This is a genomic window from Pedococcus sp. 2YAF34, assembly GCF_052114585.1.
Classification (GTDB): Bacteria; Actinomycetota; Actinomycetes; order Actinomycetales; family Dermatophilaceae; genus Pedococcus.
In genome coordinates, this window is the sequence record NZ_JBFRFA010000014.1 from 35,610 (window position 1) to 51,329 (window position 15,720).

Consider the following 15,720-nt stretch of genomic DNA (forward strand, 5'->3'; position numbering starts at 1 on the left):
ACCTGATCGCGGGCCTGCGGGTCGTGGCCATCCCCATGCGGGTCCGCTTCCGGGGCGTCGAGGTCCGTGAGGCGGCGCTGCTGCGCGGACCGTCGGGCTGGGGCGAGTTCTCGCCGTTCCTGGAGTACGAACCCGCCGAGGCCTCGCGCTGGCTCGGTGCGGCCGTCGAGGCGGCGTACGGCGCGTGGCCGGCCCCGCGCCGTACCACCGTCCCCGTCAACGCCACCGTCCCCGCGGTCGGGCCGGAGCGGGTGCCGGAGGTGCTCGCCCGGTTCGACGGGGCGACGACGGCCAAGGTCAAGGTCGCCGAGCGCGGGCAGTCGGTGCAGGACGACGTCGACCGGGTCGCTGCCGTGCGCGACGCGATGGGGCCCGAGGGCAGGATCCGCGTCGACGCCAACGGCGGGTGGACGGTGGACGAGGCGGTCGCGGCGTTGCGGCGCCTCTCCCGCTACGGGCTCGAGTACGCCGAGCAGCCCTGTGCGAGCGTCGAGGAGCTCGCCGAGCTGCGGCGGGCCCTCGCCCGCGCCGGGGTCGACGTGCTCGTCGCCGCCGACGAGTCGATCCGCAAGGCCGAGGACCCGCTGCGCGTGGCGCGCGAGGAGGCCGCCGACCTCGTGGTGGTCAAGGTGGCACCCCTCGGCGGGGTACGGCGCGCGCTCGAGGTGGTGCAGGCCTGTGGCCTCCCCGCCGTGGTCAGCTCGGCGCTCGACACCTCCGTCGGCATGGCCGCCGGCGTCGCGCTGGCAGCCGCCCTGCCCGACCTCGACCACGCCTGCGGGCTCGGCACCGTCGCCCTGCTCGCCGGCGACGTCACGGACCCCTCGCTCGTGCCCTCCGCCGGTCACCTGCCCGTCGGGCGCGCGGACGCCCGGGAGGCGCTGCTCGACCGCTGGGCCGCCCCGCCGGAGCGCGAGCTCTGGTGGCGGGAGCGCGTCACGGCATGCCACCCCTACCTGCGCGGCGCTACGGTCGACCCGTGAACGTCATCTTCGTGGAGCCCGGGTTCCCCGCCAACCAGCGCAGGTTCGCCCTGGCGCTCGCCTCGGTGGGGGCGAACGTGATCGGCGTCGGCGAGTCCGACGAGTGGGCCCTGGACGACGAGCTGCGCGGCGCCATGGCCGGCTACTACAAGGTCGGCTCGGTCACCAGCCTGCACGACATGACCGAGGCCGTGCGCTACATCCAGTCCAAGGTCTGGGTCGACCGGCTGGAGGCGACCGTCGAGGCCCACACGATGACCGCAGCCCACGTCCGCGAGGCCACCGGCATCCCCGGCACGTCGGTGCGCACCACGTGGCTCTGCCGGGACAAGCCGTCGATGAAGCAGGCGTTGCGCGAGGCGGGGGTGCCCACCGCGGCCTCCCGTGCCGTCGACCACGCCCACGAGGTGTGGGCCTTCGCCGAGGAGCACGGCTACCCGCTGATCCTCAAGCCCCGCGACGGCGCCGGCGCCAAGGACACCGTGCGCGTCGACGACGACGAGCAGCTGGGCCGGGCGCTGGTCGACTTCGGCAGCCACGGCGCGGCCTCGATCGCGGTGGAGGAGTTCGTCGAGGGCCACGAGGGCTTCTACGACACCATCACCCACGACGGGCACGTCGTGCACGACTGGACCACGCACTACTACCCCAACGTCCTGGAGGCGATGCGCACCCGCTGGATCTCGCCCCAGTTCATCACCACCAACCGCATCGCCGACTCCGACTTCTACCGCGAGGTCGCCGAGATGGGACAGCGCGTCATCACCGCCCTCGGCATCGAGACCTCGGCGACGCACATGGAGTGGTTCCACGGGCCGAAGGGGCTGCGCTTCTCCGAGATCGGCTGCCGCCCACCGGGAGTCGGCTGCTGGGACCTCTACTCCGCGAGCAACGACGTCGACGTCTACCGCGAGTGGGCGCACGTCATCGTCCACGGCGTCCCCGAGCGGCAGATGCTCCGCCCCTACTCGGCCGGCATCGTCGCCCTGCGCCCCGAGGCGGACGGCCAGATCACCGGCTACAGCGGCATCGACGAGATGCAGTCGCGGCACGGGCAGTGGGTCATCGACGCGCACTTCCCCCAAGTCGGCCACCACACCCAGCCGGTCGAGGCGGGCTACATGGCCAACGCCTACGTGCGGATGCGCCACCCCGACTACGACACCCTGCGCAGCATGCTCGACGACGTCGGCGCCACCATCCACGTCCACGCCGGGTAGGCGCGAAACCACTCCATGCGCACCATCCTCCTGGGGCCTCAACGCTTCATGACCACCGCCGGCACCGCCCTGCGCTCGCTCGGCGTCGACGGCCCCGTCGCCACGATCAACGCCGGCTGGGAGGAGCGCGAGGACGTCGTCGACGAGCTCGACACCGTGCTCGAGGGTCGGGCCGACCACCTGCGGCTCTACCACCGCACGTTCGACGTCCTCGCGAAGGACGACGTCTTCGCCGCCGCGGCGCTCGCGTTCCGCGACCGCCACGACGCGCTCCTGTCGCTCTACCGGCTGCGACTGAACCACTCCATGGAGGGCGTGTACGACGTGGTGCGCCGCACCCGGGACAGCTCGGGGGAGGGGCGGGTGCGGGGCGAGGGCGCCGGCTCCGGTGAGGGGTCCGCCTTCGGCGCCGTCGACGACGCCGTCGAGGGGGTGCGGCACGTCGACGCCTGGTATGCGGCGCAGCTCAAGAGCCTCTATGCCGAGCTCGACGCTGCGGCACCGCTGGACTCCAGCGGTGTCATCGCCTGGCACCGTGGCGAGATCAGCGCGGCGCTTGCCGGCTGCGCCGCCCTGGTGCTCACCGGCGGGCACGTCGGCACGCTGCTGCGGGCGTTGCGGCTGTTCGCGATCCGCATCCCTGACGAGCTGCCCGTGATCGCCTGGTCGGCCGGCGCGATGGCCCTGACCGAGCGCGTCGTGCTGTTCCACGACTTCGGTCCCGAGGGTGCCGCCGAGGCGGAGGTCTACGACAAGGGCCTCGGCCGGGTGAGGGGCGTCGTGGCGCTGCCGCACGCCCGGCGCCGGCTGCGCCTCGACGACCGCGACCGGTGCGCGGTCATGGCGCGCCGGTTCACCGACCAGCACTGTGTGCTCCTCGACGACGGCACCGCGCTCGAGCTCACCCCCGAGGGCGGGCTGCCCAGGGGCGCCCGCATCCTCGGCATCGACGGAGCCATCCACGAGCTGGGCGGCGGTTCGCCCGGCGCACCGCCGGCCTCGTCGGCGTCCACGCCCACCGGGCAGGGGGCCACGGCGTGAACGAGCGCAGGCTGGCCGTCAACCGGCTGCGGGAGCGTCTGCCCGTCGACGGGGCCGCGATCGACCGTTTCCTGGCCCGCCACCCGTCACCCGTGGTCGAGGGGGAGCGGGCGACCTTCCTGTTCCGGGGCGACGCCGACGAGGTCCGCGTCCGCCACCGGGTCGTGGGCCTGGCCGACCCGCTGCCGATGAAGCGACTGCCCGACACCGACCTCTGGGCCGTGACGACGACGCTGCCCAGCGGCTCGCGGGTGGAGTACCAGCTCGAGACCCGGCGCGGCGAGCACTACGAGACGTTCAACGACCCGCTCAACCCCAAGGTGGCGCACTCGCCGATGGGGTCGAGCTCGGTCTGCGCCGCCACCGGGTACGAGGTGCCCGACTGGGTGCACCACGACCCCGAGGCGCGGCAGGGTGAGATGGTCGAGGACGTGCTGCGCTCCAAAGCACTTCGTCGCGAGCAACCCGTCAGGCTCTACCTCCCGGCGCGCTACACCGCCGCCCAGCGCTACCCGCTGCTCGTCGTGCACGACGGCACGGACTACCTCGACTACGCGGCGATGAAGACGGTGCTGGACAACCTGATCCACCGCCTCGACGTCGCACCGGTCGTCGTGGCGTTCGTGCCGCCGCGAGACCGGCTCAGGGAGTACCCCAACCACGCGCCGCATGCCCGCTTCATCGCCCGCGAGCTGGTGCCCCGACTGGCCGAGCGCTTCTCCCTGGTCGACGACCCGCAGGGCCGCTGCCTCATGGGCTCGAGCTTCGGCGGGATCGCCTCCCTGTCGACGGCGGTCCGCTACCCGGGCGAGTTCGGCTCGCTGCTGCTTCAGTCCGCGTCGATGGTCTTCACCGACATCGGCAGCGACCACGGCGGCGGCCCCTACTTCGACCCGGTGGTGAAGTTCGTCAACCGCTACCGCGCCAGGCCCAGCCGCCCGGTCGACCGGATCTTCATGTCCTGCGGGACCTACGAGCCGCTCATCACGCCCAACCGCTCGATGGTGCCGGTGTTCCGTCAGGCCGGGATGACGGTGCGCTACGTCGAGGCCCGCGACGGGCACAACTGGGAGGACTGGCGCGACCGGCTCCGCGACGGCCTGTCCTGGATCTTCCCCGGCCCGCAGAAGTTCGTGTACGAGTGAGACCCGTTGCGCGGCATACCCGCCCGACCTGGAGGAGGCGCACGTGAAGGTCAGCGAGCACTGGTGGTCCGACCGCATGGAGCAGGAGCTGTCCCTGGTGCGGTGGGGGCACTACGGCGTGCCCGTCCTGCTCTTCCCCACGGCGGGCGGCGACGCCGAGGAGGTCGAGCGCAACCAGCTGGTCGCCCGGCTCGGCCCGCTCCTGGAGGCCGGGCGCATCAAGGTCTACTCGTGCGACAGCGCCGCGGGCCGGGCGATGGCCACCCGGGTCGGCTCGACCGAGTACCGGATGTGGCTCTTCAACGCCTACCACCAGGCCGTCGCGCACGAGGTCGTCCCGGCGATCCACGCCGACAGCAACGGGCCACAGCCGATCGTCACGGCCGGTGCGTCGATCGGGGCGTTCAACGCGGTCTCGATGCTGTGCCGCTACCCGCACCTGTTCAGCGCCGCCATAGGCATGAGCGGCACCTACGCCATCGAGCAGTTCATCGGCGGCCCGCACACCGACGACCTCTACTTCTCCTCGCCCCTGCAGTTCGTGGCCGGTCTCGAGGGCGAGGCGCTGGAGACGCTGCGCCACCGGTTCGTGCTGCTGGCCTCGGGCAGCGGTGACTACGAGGACGTCGGTGAGTCCTGGGCCGTGGCCAAGGTGCTGGGCGACAAGGGGATCCCCAACCGCGTCGACGACTGGGGCCCCGGCTACATGCACGACTGGCCGACCTGGTGGGAGATGCTCCCGCTCTACCTCGACGACCTCGTCCCGTGACCCGGGTGCCCGACCCGCGCGACGCGCCCGGGTCCGTCGCCGGCCGCCTGGCTGCCGCGGTCGATGCTGGTATGGCGCGCGGCCGCGACGACCTCGCACGCCTGGTGGCGTTCCGCTCTGTCGCCAACCCGGTCATCGAGCCGGCGTCGGAGTGCGCCGCGTCGGCGGCGCTGGTGGCCGAGCTGTTCGCCGAGGCCGGGGTCGACGGGGTCGAGCAGGTGGAGGCGCCCGACGGGTCGATCGCCGTCGTCGGTCGCTCGGCGGGACCGGCTGGTGCGCCGGCGGCCCTGCTCTACTCCCACCACGACGTCGTGCCTGCCGGCGACCTCGCCGCCTGGTCCGTCCCTCCGTGGGAGCTGACCGAACGCGACGGCCGTTGGTACGCCAGGGGTTCCGCGGACTGCAAGGGCAACCTCGTCGCCACCCTGCTCGCCCTGCGGGCGGTCCGTCAGGTGCTCGGGTCGTGGCCGGTCGAGGTCGCCGTCGTCTGCGAGGGGTCGGAGGAGCAGTCGAGCGGGGGCATGGAGGCGCTGGCGCGCGGCCGCCCGGAGCTGGTGCGGTGCGACGCCTTCGTCCTCGCCGACACGGGCAACGTCGCGCTCGGCGCGCCGACGCTGACGACCTCGCTGCGCGGCACCGGCAGCGTGCTCATGGCGGTGCGGACGATGGCGCACCCCGCCCACTCGGGCATGTACGGCGGCGCGGCTCCCGACGCGTTGCAGGCCCTCCTGACGGCGCTGGCCTCGCTCCGGGACGCCGAGGGGGAGACGACCATCGACGGGCTCGAGCGCGAAGGCACCTGGGAGGGCGCCGGTTTCGACGAGCATCGCTTCGCCGACGACACGGCGGTCGTGCCCGGGGTCGCACCGCTCAGTGGCGGCAGGGGCGCCGCCGGCATCGCCGACCGCCTGTGGGCACGGCCCGCGGCGACGGTCCTCGCCATCGACTGCCCGCGCGTCTCCCAGGTGACCGCCGCCGTGCAGGGCGAGGCGCGTGCCGTCGTCAACCTGCGGGTCCCCGCCGGGACCGACCCCCGCGCCGCCCAGGACCTGCTCATGGCCCACCTGCGCAGGCACACGCCGTACGGCGTGGTGGAGGTGCGCCCGGTGTCGCTCGGCCACGGTTTCCGCGCGCGCACCGACGGCCCCGCGTACGCCGCCATGACGCGGTCGATGGAGCGGGCGTTCGGCCACGAGGTGGCGACGGCTGGCCAGGGCGGCTCGATCCCGCTCGCGACGACGCTGGCGGAGGTCGTGCCCGAGGCCGAGGTGCTGCTGCTCGGCGTGGAGGAGCCGGCGTCGCGCATCCACGGTCCCGACGAGTCGGTCCACCCCGACGAGCTGCGGCGCACGGCGGTGGCTCTTGCCTTGTTCCTCGTCGAGCTCGCCGGCCTCGACCCGGACGCACCTGCGCCGGCTGGGGCGTGATGACGGGATCCACTGGGCCGCAGCGCTACTTCCTCATCGAGCGGTCATCGGGCCCCACCTGACCCACTGGCCTGTTCGTGCACAGGTGGCGTCCTGCGCGACTGACGTCCACAGCCGGGCGGGCGGCTCCTGTCGGCGCCGCCCACCCTGCGGAAGGGTCGCAGCATGGTGGGTCGACCGGAGGACATCAGACGGCTGGCGCGCCGCGTCGCGCTCGAGGCCGAGCAGGTCAGGGAGGTGGCCGCGCAGGTCTCCGCCACCCGCTCCGTGCCGTGGCAGTCAGCCACCGCGAGCGCCTTTCGTGACTCCGTCACCCTGTGCGTGCTGTCGCTGCACCACACCGCCGAGCTGCTCGACACCGCTGCGCGGGTCCTGCTCGCCCACGCGTCCGCGGTCCAGTCCGTCGTGGACGCCCTGCCGCTGGTCGGGGGCGCCGTGCACCATGGTCGGCATCGTGGTGGTGACCGGTGAGCGACGGCGGGCTGCGCGTCCGCGGCGGAGTCGGCGGGACCACGGTCGGCCTCGCCGCGCTCGAGGAGGCGTCGGGCCGGTTGGCCGGCAGCGCGCAGGACATCGCCGCCTCCCTCGCCCGCACCCTGCTCGTCGCCGCCGACCCCGGGCTGGCCGGGGTGGCGCCGGCCGTCGTCACGGCCGCCGCGGCAGAGGGGGCCCTGGCGCTGGCGGCGGGTCCCGCAGGCCTGGCCGGGGACGCCGCGCGCCTGGTCGGACTGGTGACCGCAACTGCCGCGACCGTGAGCGCCTACCGGGCCGTCGACGCCGAGGTGGCCCGGACGGCGGCTCTCACGCAGGACGCCGTGATGTTCGTGGTGGGGTCGCAGGCGCCCGAGCTGGCCGTCGGGGTCCTCGCGCTCGAGGCTCTGGGGGTGGACGTCGGTGGCGCGCTGGACCGGGCGGTCTGGGAGGTGCCGGCCGTGGCCGACCTGGCGGGTGGCGCGGAGGGCCTGGTCGCGGGCCTGCGGTCCGACCCGCTGACGGCACCGCTGCTGGCGCCCGGCGCGGCAGCCGACGCCGAGGGGCGGGGCGGCCCCCGCACCTACGAGGACGCCCTCGCGGTGCTCGCCGACTCGGCGGCCGTGTGGGGCCTGCTGGACGACAGCGGCCCGGTGCACGTGCAGCGCGAACCGGCGGGCCCGTCGGGGGCCTCGGCGCCCAGGTCGCTCCAGGAGCTCGTGCGGGGTCAGGGTCCGCTGAGTGACCCGGCCGACCACCCGGGCCGCATCCGTGTCGTGGAGGTCCCCACCGAGACCGGACCGGTCTGGTTGGTGGAGGTGAGCGGCACGCAGGTGTGGGACCCGCGGACCGGTGCGAACCCCTGCGACGTCACCACCGACGTGCGGGCCATGGCGCAGGAGTCCACCGCGCTCGCCCGGGGTGTGCAGGAGGCCCTCGACCAGGCGCAGGCGGAGTCGCGGGCGGGGTCGGACGGCGCAGGGTCGGGCGGCGCAGGGTCGGGCGCCGCAGGGCCGGCGTCCGCGGGTGGTCCGGGGCGGGACGCCTCGACCGAACCCGTCATGCTCGTCGGCCACAGCCTCGGCGGCATCGTGGCGGCCGGGCTCGCCTCGTCGCCGGCGTTCACCGCGCGCCACCGGGTGACGCACGTCGTGACGGCGGGGTCGCCGGTGGCGCGGATGCCGGTGCCGGCCGGGGTCCAGGTGCTCTCGCTCGAGCACCACCAGGACCCGGTGCCACGGCTCGAGGGCGCCCCCAACCCCGACCGTTCGGGCTGGGTCACCGCGACCCGGGACCTCGACGACGGCCGCGACGGCACCGGGAGCGCGGCCCACGGGGTGGGGGAGTACGCGGCGACAGCGGCAGCCGTCGACCGTTCCACCGACCCGTCACTGGTCGCCTGGCGCGCCGGTAGTGAGGCGTTCTTCCACCCCGCAGAGGGCGCGCAGGTGGTGGTGCGGGACTACCGGATCGCCCGCGGGGCGCCCTGGCCACGGATGGCACAATCCGGACCGTGAACCCGTCGACCGCCCTGGCCACCGTGCTCGTCGACGAGCTGGTCCTGCGTGGCGTGCGGCACGTGGTCCTCTGCCCTGGCTCGCGTTCGGCGCCGATCGCGTATGCCGTGCAGGAGGCCGAGCGCGCGGGGCACCTCACCCTGCACGTGCGTGTGGACGAGCGTTCGGCCGGCTTCCTCGCCCTCGGCCTGGCCAAGCTCACCCGCGTGCCGGCCGTCGTGGTGACGACCTCCGGCACCGCCGTCGCCAACCTGCACCCGGCCGTCCTCGAGGCCCACCACGGCGTGGTGCCGCTGGTCGTCCTGTCGGCCGACCGGCCCGTGGAGCTGCGGGGGACCGGGGCCAACCAGACGACCGTGCAACCGGGGATGTTCGCGGAGGCAGTGCGCTGGTCGGCCGACGCGCCGGCCCCACGTCGCGCGCTCGGCGAGGTGGCGAGGTGGCGCGAGCTCGCTGCTCAAGCGGTCCGCCACGCCATTGGCACGGGCTCCGGCAGCGACGCCCGCGCCGACGCTCGCGCCGGCGCTCGTACCGAGCCGGGTCCGGTCCACCTCAACGTGCAGCTGCGCGAGCCCCTGGTGCCCACCGACGACGAGGCCTGGCCCGAGCCGCTCGAGGCGACCCCGGTCGCCACCCCCGCGGTCGTCGAGCCCTCGGTCGAGACGTCACCCGTGGCCGGCGTGGACCACGTCGCCAGGACGGTGGTGGTCGTGGGCGACCTGCCCGAGCCAGACCAGCTCGAGCGCGCCGTCCGCTGGGCCACCGACCGGGGCTGGCCGGTGCTCGCCGAGCCGTTCGGCACCCATCCCCGACCCGACGTCCTGCCCCACGGCCCACTCGTCCTCAGCGACCCCGGCTGGCTCGACGCCCATGCCCCCGACCGTGTCATCGCGGTGGGGCGGCTGACCCTCTCCCGTCCCGTCGCCGGGTTGCTGCGTCGTCAGGGTGTGCGCGTCGAGGCCGTGGGTGCCCACGCGTGGATCGAGTCGCGACCCGACATCCACACGGTCCACCCGGTCACCGTCCTCGACGCACCGACCGAGACCGACACCGCTACCGGCGCTCAGCCGGATGCCGCCTGGTTGCAGTCGTGGCAGGCGGCGGGCGCCCGGGTGGCGGCCGCCGCGGCGGACCAGCGAGCGCCCTGGCCCAGCGGGCTGGCCGTGGCGCAGACCGTGCTCGACAGCCTCCCCGAGGGGTCGACGGTGTTCGTGGGGTCGTCCAGCTCGGTGCGCGACCTCGACCTCTCGGCCCCTCGCGACGGCAGCCTCAGGGTCGTGGCGAGCCGGGGGCTCGCGGGCATCGACGGCTGCGTGTCGACCGCCGTGGGCGTCGCCCTCGCGGGCAGCGACCCGACCTACGCGCTGATGGGCGACCTGACCTTCCTGCACGACGCCAACGGGCTGCTCATCGGCCCGATGGAGACCCGCCCGGACCTCACCCTGGTCGTCGTCAACGACGACGGTGGTGGCATCTTCACCCTGCTCGAACCGGGCGAGCCCACGCGGGCAGCCGACTTCGAGCGCGTCTTCGGCACCCCCACCGGCGTCGACCTCGCTGCCCTCTGCGCGGCGCACCACGTGCGGCACGAGCTGGTCACGTCGCAGGCCCGGCTCGCAGACGCACTGGCCGCGCGCCCCGACGGCCTGAGCGTGCTGGAGGTGCCGTTGGACCGGTCCCTGCACCGCGACCAGCACGCCCTACTGCGCCAGGCGGCGGCCGACGCCCTCAGGGAAGGTGTCGCAGCGGCATACCCCGCGCGATGAGGTCCTCGCGCAGGTGCTCGGGCCCCGTGAACAGGATCGCGTCGAGGCCGGTCGCCTCGGCGGCCAGGACGTTGGCCGGGCTGTCGTCGACGAAGATGCAGTCGTCGAGCCCCGCGAGGTGGCGCACCCGCTCCTCGAGCACCTCGAAGATCTCCGGGTCGGGCTTGGCGACGCCCTCTTCACCCGAGACGACGATGTCCTCGAACAGGTCGAGCCACTCGAACCGTTCGACGGCGAAGGGGAACAGGTCGGCCGACCAGTTGGTGAGGGCGAACAGCGGCACCTGCGCCGCGTGCAGCTCGCGCAGGATGGCCACGGTGCCCGCGATCTCCTCGACCATCGAGGCGTCGAAGTTCTGGCGGTAGCCCAGGACTTCCTGCTCGTAGTGGGGGTGCGAGGCGAGGGCGACCCGTTCCGCCTCGTCGAGGCTGCGTCCGGCGTCGTTGGCGCGGTTCCACGCGGCGAAGTCGAAGGCCGCGTCGGCGAGGAACGCCGCGGCCCGTTCCGGGCCCACCGCGGCGGCGATGGCGGGCACGGGGTCCCAGCGGATCAGGACGTTGCCGAGGTCGAAGACCACGGCGTCCGCGGGTCGAGGAGCCCAGGCGTCGTCCCGAGCGGGACCGCTGGCGTCCGCAGACGCGGCTAGGTCGTCCCGCACCGGTCAGCCTGCCGTGAGGGCGTCGCGCATGGGCACGAGCTTGGCGTCGGACTCGGCCACCTCGGAGTCGGGGTCGGAGCCGGCGACGATGCCGCAGCCCGCGAACAGCCGCATCGCCGCCGCGTCGTCGGGCTCGAAGGCGCCGCAACGCAACGCGATCCCCCACTCGCCGTCGCCCGAGGAGTCCATCCAGCCGACCGGTCCTGCGTAGCGGCCGCGGTCCATGTGCTCCAGCTCGGAGATGAGCGCGTCGGCCGCAGTGGCCGGCGTGCCGCACACGGCGGCCGACGGGTGCAACGACGCGGCCAGGGTCAGCGACGTGGCACCGTCGGCGAGGACGCCGGCGACGTCGGTGGCCAGGTGCATGACGTTGGACAGGTGCAGCACGAACGGCGACTCGGGCACGTTGACCGAGGAGCAGTGCGGGCGCAGGGCGTCGGCGACCGAGCGCACGGCGTACTCGTGCTCCTCGAGGTCCTTGCTCGACCGGGCCAGCGATCCCGCGAGGGCGAGGTCGTGGGCGTCGTCACCGGTGCGCCGGATGGTGCCCGCGAGCACGCGTGAGGTGACCAGGCCCTTCTCGAGCCGCACGAGCATCTCCGGCGTCGCGCCGACGAGGCCGTCGACGGCGAAGACCCAGGTCGTGTCGTAGCGCTCGGCGAGCCGCTGCAGCAGCCAGCGCGAGTCGATGGGCTCCTGCGCCTCGACCCGCAGGTCGCGGGCGAGCACCACCTTGTCGAGCTCGCCGGCGGTGATCCGGGCGACGGCCTGCTCCACGGCGCCGGCCCACTGCGTCGGCGACAGGGCGCCGTCGGCGAAGGCGATGCCCTGCGGCTCGACGGGCTCGGACTGCCGGGGCACGACGGGGGAGGGGAGCTCGGCGCCGGTGCCGGTGGTCGTCACCCACCACTGGCCGTCGCGGTGCCCGACGACGACCTCCGGCACGACGAGCGTTGCGCCGGAGGGTGACCCGGCGGAGTACGCGACCGAGCCGAAGGTGACGGGACCGGTGCCGGGGCTGCGCACCTCGTCGCGCACGACGGCGGTCGCCACGACGTCGCGCCACCACGCCTCGGCCTCGGCGAACCGGTCGGGGCCGTGGGCGGTGAACTCCAGCGCGCGCCCCCAACCGACCAGTCCCTCGCCACGGCGTACCCAGCTCGCGAGCACCCGCGGGTCGGCGACGTCGGGCAGCAGGCGCAGGAGGTGGCCCGGGTCGGGGAGTGCCACGGTACGGGCGACCAGGGGCGTCCCGTGCGGCCGGGAGGCGGCCGTGGGCGTGGGCAGGGTGCTCATGTCGGGGGTCAGCCTACGACCGGTGGGCGGCCGGTCGTGGTCCTGCCCCGGATGGGAGGATGACGCCATGACGCGCGCCAGCCTCGAGAAGGACCCCCGGGACGTCGCGGCGATGTTCGACGACGTCGCCGGCAAGTACGACCTGACCAACGACGTCCTCTCCCTCGGTCAGGACCGGCTGTGGCGGCGGGCCGTGCTCAAGGCCGTTGCCGCGCGGCCGGGCGAGACGGTCCTCGACATCGCGGCCGGCACCGGCACGAGCAGCGAGCCCTTCGCCGACGGCGGGGTCCGGGTCGTGCCGGCCGACTTCTCGCTCGGGATGCTGCGCGTCGGCAACCAGCGTCGCCCCGACCTCGGGTTCACCGCCGCCGACGCGATGCGGCTGCCCTTCGCCGACGCCAGCTTCGACGCGGTCACCATGTCGTTCGGCCTGCGTAACGTCGCCTCCGTGGAGACGGCGCTCGCGGAGTTCCGGCGGGTCACCCGCCCGGGAGGCCGCCTGGTGGTCTGCGAGTTCAGCCACCCGGTCAACGGCGCGTTCCGCAAGGTCTACACCGAGTACCTCATGCGCTCGCTGCCGCCGATCGCGCGCCGCGTGAGCAGCAACCCCGAGTCCTACGTCTACCTGGCGGAGTCGATCCAGGCGTGGCCGGCGCAGCGCGAGCTCGCCACCACCATCGAGGCGGCCGGCTGGTCGCAGGTGGCGTGGCGCAACCTGACCGGCGGCATCGTCGCGCTGCACCGAGCGGTGAACGGCGAACCCGGCACCGGGGTGCGAGCGGTGAACGGCGAGGGACAGGTGGGTTAGGGCTGCCTAACTAGGAGGGGCGTGCAGGGCGGGAATAGACTCCGCAGCTGTAGTTCGTGAAGTCGTTCACAAGCGGGTGAGGCAGGCGTGACAGACACCATCAAGCAGGCTGCGGCTGGCAGTCCTGTGTCAGGCACACCCACCGAGACCGCCGACGTCATCGTCGTCGGCGCGGGTCCGGCAGGGTCGGCGACCGCCGCGTACCTGGCCATGGCGGGGCTCGACGTCCTCGTCCTGGAGAAGACCACGTTCCCCCGCGAGAAGGTCTGCGGCGACGGCCTGACCCCGCGCGCGGTCAAGGAGCTCATCACCCTCGGCATCCCCACGCCCGAGGAGGACGGCTGGATCAAGAACCACGGCCTGCGGATCATCGGCGGCGGCATGCGCCTGTCGCTGCCGTGGCCCGACCTCGCGAGCTTCCCGCCCTACGGCCTCGTCCGCACGCGGCAGGACTTCGACGACATCCTCGCCAAGCACGCCGTGAAGCACGGCGCCCGCCTGCGTGAGGGCACCAACGTCACCGGCCCGATCCTGGACTCCCGCGGCTCCATCGTCGGCGTGACCGCCAAGGCCAGCGACGAGAAGGGCCGCGCGACCGGTCCCGAGCTGCGCTACACCGCACCGCTGGTCGTCGCCGCCGACGGCAACTCCTCGCGCCTGAGCCTGTCGATGGGCCGCGAGAAGCGCGAGGACCGCCCCATGGGCGTGGCCGTGCGCACCTACTACACCAGCCCCCGCCACGACGACGACTACCTCGAGTCGTGGCTCGAGCTGTGGTCCACCGACGACCAGGGCAAGAAGGTGCTGCTGCCCGGCTACGGCTGGATCTTCGGCGTCGGCGACGGCACCTCCAACGTCGGGCTCGGCATCCTCAACACCTCCAGCGCCTTCGGCAAGACCGACTACAAGGACGTCATGCGTCGCTGGGTCGCGACCATGCCCGAGGACTGGACCTACAACGACGAGACCATGGTCGGCCCGATCCGCGGCGCCGCGCTCCCCATGGGCTTCAACCGCCAGCCGCACTACGACAAGGGCCTGCTCCTCGTCGGTGACGCCGGCGGCATGGTCAACCCGTTCAACGGCGAGGGCATCGCCTACGCCATGGAGTCCGGCCGCCTCGCTGCCGAGGTCATCGCGCAGGCGTTCGCCCGGGGTGACTCCGCCCAGCGCGAGCGCGTGCTGCAGTCCTACCCCGGCGTCATGGCCGACGCGCTCGGTGGCTACTACACGCTGGGTCGCTACTTCGCCAAGATGATCGGCAACCCCGAGGTGATGCGCCTCGCGACCAAGTACGGCCTTCCGCGGACGACCCTGATGAGGTTCCTGCTGAAGGTCATGGCCAACCTCGCCGAGCCCCGTGGGGGCGACGCGAGCGACCGCATCATCACCGCCCTGTCCAAGATGGCGCCCGACGCATGACCCGTCGTGCAATCCCCGAGGCCACCCCTAGGATTGGGGCGCGCACGTCTCGGCCGGTCCGCCCGTCCCACGCGGAGGCCGGCCGGTGCATCGGGACCGGCGCCGGCCCTGGCTTCACAGATCACCTCGACGACGACTTCGGAAGGGGAGTGGCACGGCGATGAGCAACCCCTACGTCCCCCTGCTTTTCCTGCTGGCCATCGGTGGTGGCTTCGCCGTGTTCTCGGTGTTCGCCGCCTCGATCGCCGGCCCCAAGCGCTACAACCGCGCCAAGCTCGACGCCTACGAGTGCGGTATCGAGCCGACGCCCCAGGCTGCCGGGGGCGGTCGCGTGCCGATCAAGTACTACCTGACCGCGATGCTGTTCATCGTCTTCGACATCGAGTCGGTGTTCCTCTATCCGTTCGCGGTGGCCTTCAACCAGCTCGGCCTCTTCGCGCTCGTGGAGATGGTGCTGTTCATCCTGACCGTCTTCGTGGCCTACGCATACGTGTGGCGCCGCGGCGGCCTCGAGTGGGACTGACGAGGATCTAGGACATACCCATGGGAATCGAAGAGAAGCTGCCCGCGGGCTTCCTGCTGACCACGGTCGAGCAGGTCGCCGGCTACATGCGCAAGAGCTCGGTGTGGCCCGCCACGTTCGGCCTCGCCTGCTGCGCCATCGAGATGATGGCCGTCGGCACGCCTGACTACGACATCGCGCGCTTCGGCATGGAGCGGTTCTCCGCCACGCCGCGCCAGGCCGACCTCATGATCGTCGCCGGCCGCGTGAGCCAGAAGATGGCCCCGGTCGTGCGCCAGGTCTACGACCAGATGCCCGAGCCCAAGTGGGTCATCTCGATGGGTGTCTGCGCCAGCTCCGGCGGCATGTTCAACAACTACGCCATCGTGCAGGGCGTCGACCACATCATCCCGGTCGACGTCTACCTGCCCGGCTGCCCGCCGCGCCCGGAGATGCTGCTCAACGCGATCCTCACGCTGCACGAGCAGATCCAGGGCAGCAAGCTCGGCGTCAACCGCGTGGCCGCGGCCCGTGCCGCCGAGGCCGCTGCGCTCTCGGCCACCCCGACCCACCAGATGACCGGCCTGCTGGCCCAAGGTGCGGGCACGAGCCTGCCGATCGCCGGCGTCGGCCACACCCACGACCACACCCACGACAAGGCGCACCACCAGGCCGTCGGCCAGGACCGCAGCGCG

The 15,720-nt window shown here is 73.4% G+C and carries 14 protein-coding genes and 1 pseudogene; 13 read left to right on the forward strand and 2 right to left on the reverse strand.

Going from position 1 to position 15,720, the window contains the following annotated elements:
• Positions 1-35 precede the first annotated feature (35 nt).
• From AB4Z02_RS09735 to menD, 9 genes are all read left to right on the forward strand, one after another.
• Positions 36-983 (forward strand): o-succinylbenzoate synthase, encoded by a 948-nt coding sequence (locus tag AB4Z02_RS09735; RefSeq protein WP_441970677.1) that lies wholly within the window; start codon positions 36-38, stop codon positions 981-983.
• Positions 980-2,203 (forward strand): ATP-grasp domain-containing protein, encoded by a 1,224-nt coding sequence (locus tag AB4Z02_RS09740; RefSeq protein WP_441970626.1) that lies wholly within the window; start codon positions 980-982, stop codon positions 2,201-2,203. Before AB4Z02_RS09735 ends, AB4Z02_RS09740 begins: the two co-directional genes overlap by 4 nt.
• A gap of 15 nt (positions 2,204-2,218) precedes the next feature.
• Entirely contained in the window at positions 2,219-3,244 is a 1,026-nt protein-coding gene (locus AB4Z02_RS09745) for a hypothetical protein (protein WP_441970628.1), read from the forward strand.
• On the forward strand, positions 3,241-4,389 hold the full coding sequence (locus AB4Z02_RS09750) for an alpha/beta hydrolase-fold protein (protein WP_441970629.1): 1,149 nt from the start codon (positions 3,241-3,243) through the stop codon (positions 4,387-4,389). Before AB4Z02_RS09745 ends, AB4Z02_RS09750 begins: the two co-directional genes overlap by 4 nt.
• A 43-nt stretch (positions 4,390-4,432) precedes the next feature.
• Complete coding sequence (locus AB4Z02_RS09755) at positions 4,433-5,158, forward strand: esterase family protein (protein ID WP_441970630.1); 726 nt, start codon at positions 4,433-4,435, stop codon at positions 5,156-5,158.
• Complete coding sequence (locus AB4Z02_RS09760; protein WP_441970631.1) at positions 5,155-6,585, forward strand: M20/M25/M40 family metallo-hydrolase; 1,431 nt, start codon at positions 5,155-5,157, stop codon at positions 6,583-6,585. The genes AB4Z02_RS09755 and AB4Z02_RS09760 overlap by 4 nt, the downstream gene beginning before the upstream one ends.
• Before the next feature lie 165 nt (positions 6,586-6,750).
• Entirely contained in the window at positions 6,751-7,056 is a 306-nt protein-coding gene (locus AB4Z02_RS09765) for a hypothetical protein (RefSeq protein ID WP_441970632.1), read from the forward strand.
• A complete protein-coding gene (locus AB4Z02_RS09770; protein ID WP_441970634.1) occupies positions 7,053-8,573 on the forward strand; it encodes a PGAP1-like alpha/beta domain-containing protein in 1,521 nt (506 codons plus the stop codon). The genes AB4Z02_RS09765 and AB4Z02_RS09770 overlap by 4 nt, the downstream gene beginning before the upstream one ends.
• The gene (gene menD, locus AB4Z02_RS09775) at positions 8,570-10,339 is read left to right on the forward strand and encodes a 2-succinyl-5-enolpyruvyl-6-hydroxy-3-cyclohexene-1-carboxylic-acid synthase (RefSeq protein ID WP_441970635.1); all 1,770 of its coding nucleotides are present in this window, start codon (positions 8,570-8,572) and stop codon (positions 10,337-10,339) included. Before AB4Z02_RS09770 ends, menD begins: the two co-directional genes overlap by 4 nt.
• Here the strand turns inward: menD and AB4Z02_RS09780 are convergent.
• Positions 10,302-10,997 (reverse strand): HAD family hydrolase, encoded by a 696-nt coding sequence (locus AB4Z02_RS09780; RefSeq protein WP_056882150.1) that lies wholly within the window; start codon positions 10,995-10,997, stop codon positions 10,302-10,304. The two genes, menD and AB4Z02_RS09780, sit on opposite strands and share 38 nt — an antisense overlap.
• 3 nt (positions 10,998-11,000) lie before the next feature.
• A complete protein-coding gene (locus AB4Z02_RS09785) occupies positions 11,001-12,293 on the reverse strand; it encodes an isochorismate synthase (protein WP_441970638.1) in 1,293 nt (430 codons plus the stop codon).
• A gap of 67 nt (positions 12,294-12,360) precedes the next feature.
• Here AB4Z02_RS09785 and AB4Z02_RS09790 point away from each other — a divergent pair, with 67 nt between their 5' ends.
• From AB4Z02_RS09790 to AB4Z02_RS09805, 4 genes and pseudogenes are all read left to right on the forward strand, one after another.
• Positions 12,361-13,101 (forward strand): demethylmenaquinone methyltransferase, encoded by a 741-nt coding sequence (locus tag AB4Z02_RS09790; protein ID WP_441970639.1) that lies wholly within the window; start codon positions 12,361-12,363, stop codon positions 13,099-13,101.
• A gap of 87 nt (positions 13,102-13,188) precedes the next feature.
• Positions 13,189-14,523, forward strand: coding sequence for a geranylgeranyl reductase family protein (locus AB4Z02_RS09795; RefSeq protein WP_441970641.1), 1,335 nt, complete (start codon positions 13,189-13,191; stop codon positions 14,521-14,523).
• A 160-nt stretch (positions 14,524-14,683) separates the two neighbouring features.
• Positions 14,684-15,046, forward strand: a complete 363-nt coding sequence (locus AB4Z02_RS09800; RefSeq protein ID WP_056882154.1) for an NADH-quinone oxidoreductase subunit A — start codon at positions 14,684-14,686, stop codon at positions 15,044-15,046.
• 20 nt (positions 15,047-15,066) lie between these two features.
• A pseudogene (locus AB4Z02_RS09805) lies at positions 15,067-15,618 on the forward strand (NuoB/complex I 20 kDa subunit family protein); the annotation flags it as partial.
• Positions 15,619-15,720: the final 102 nt, after the last annotated feature.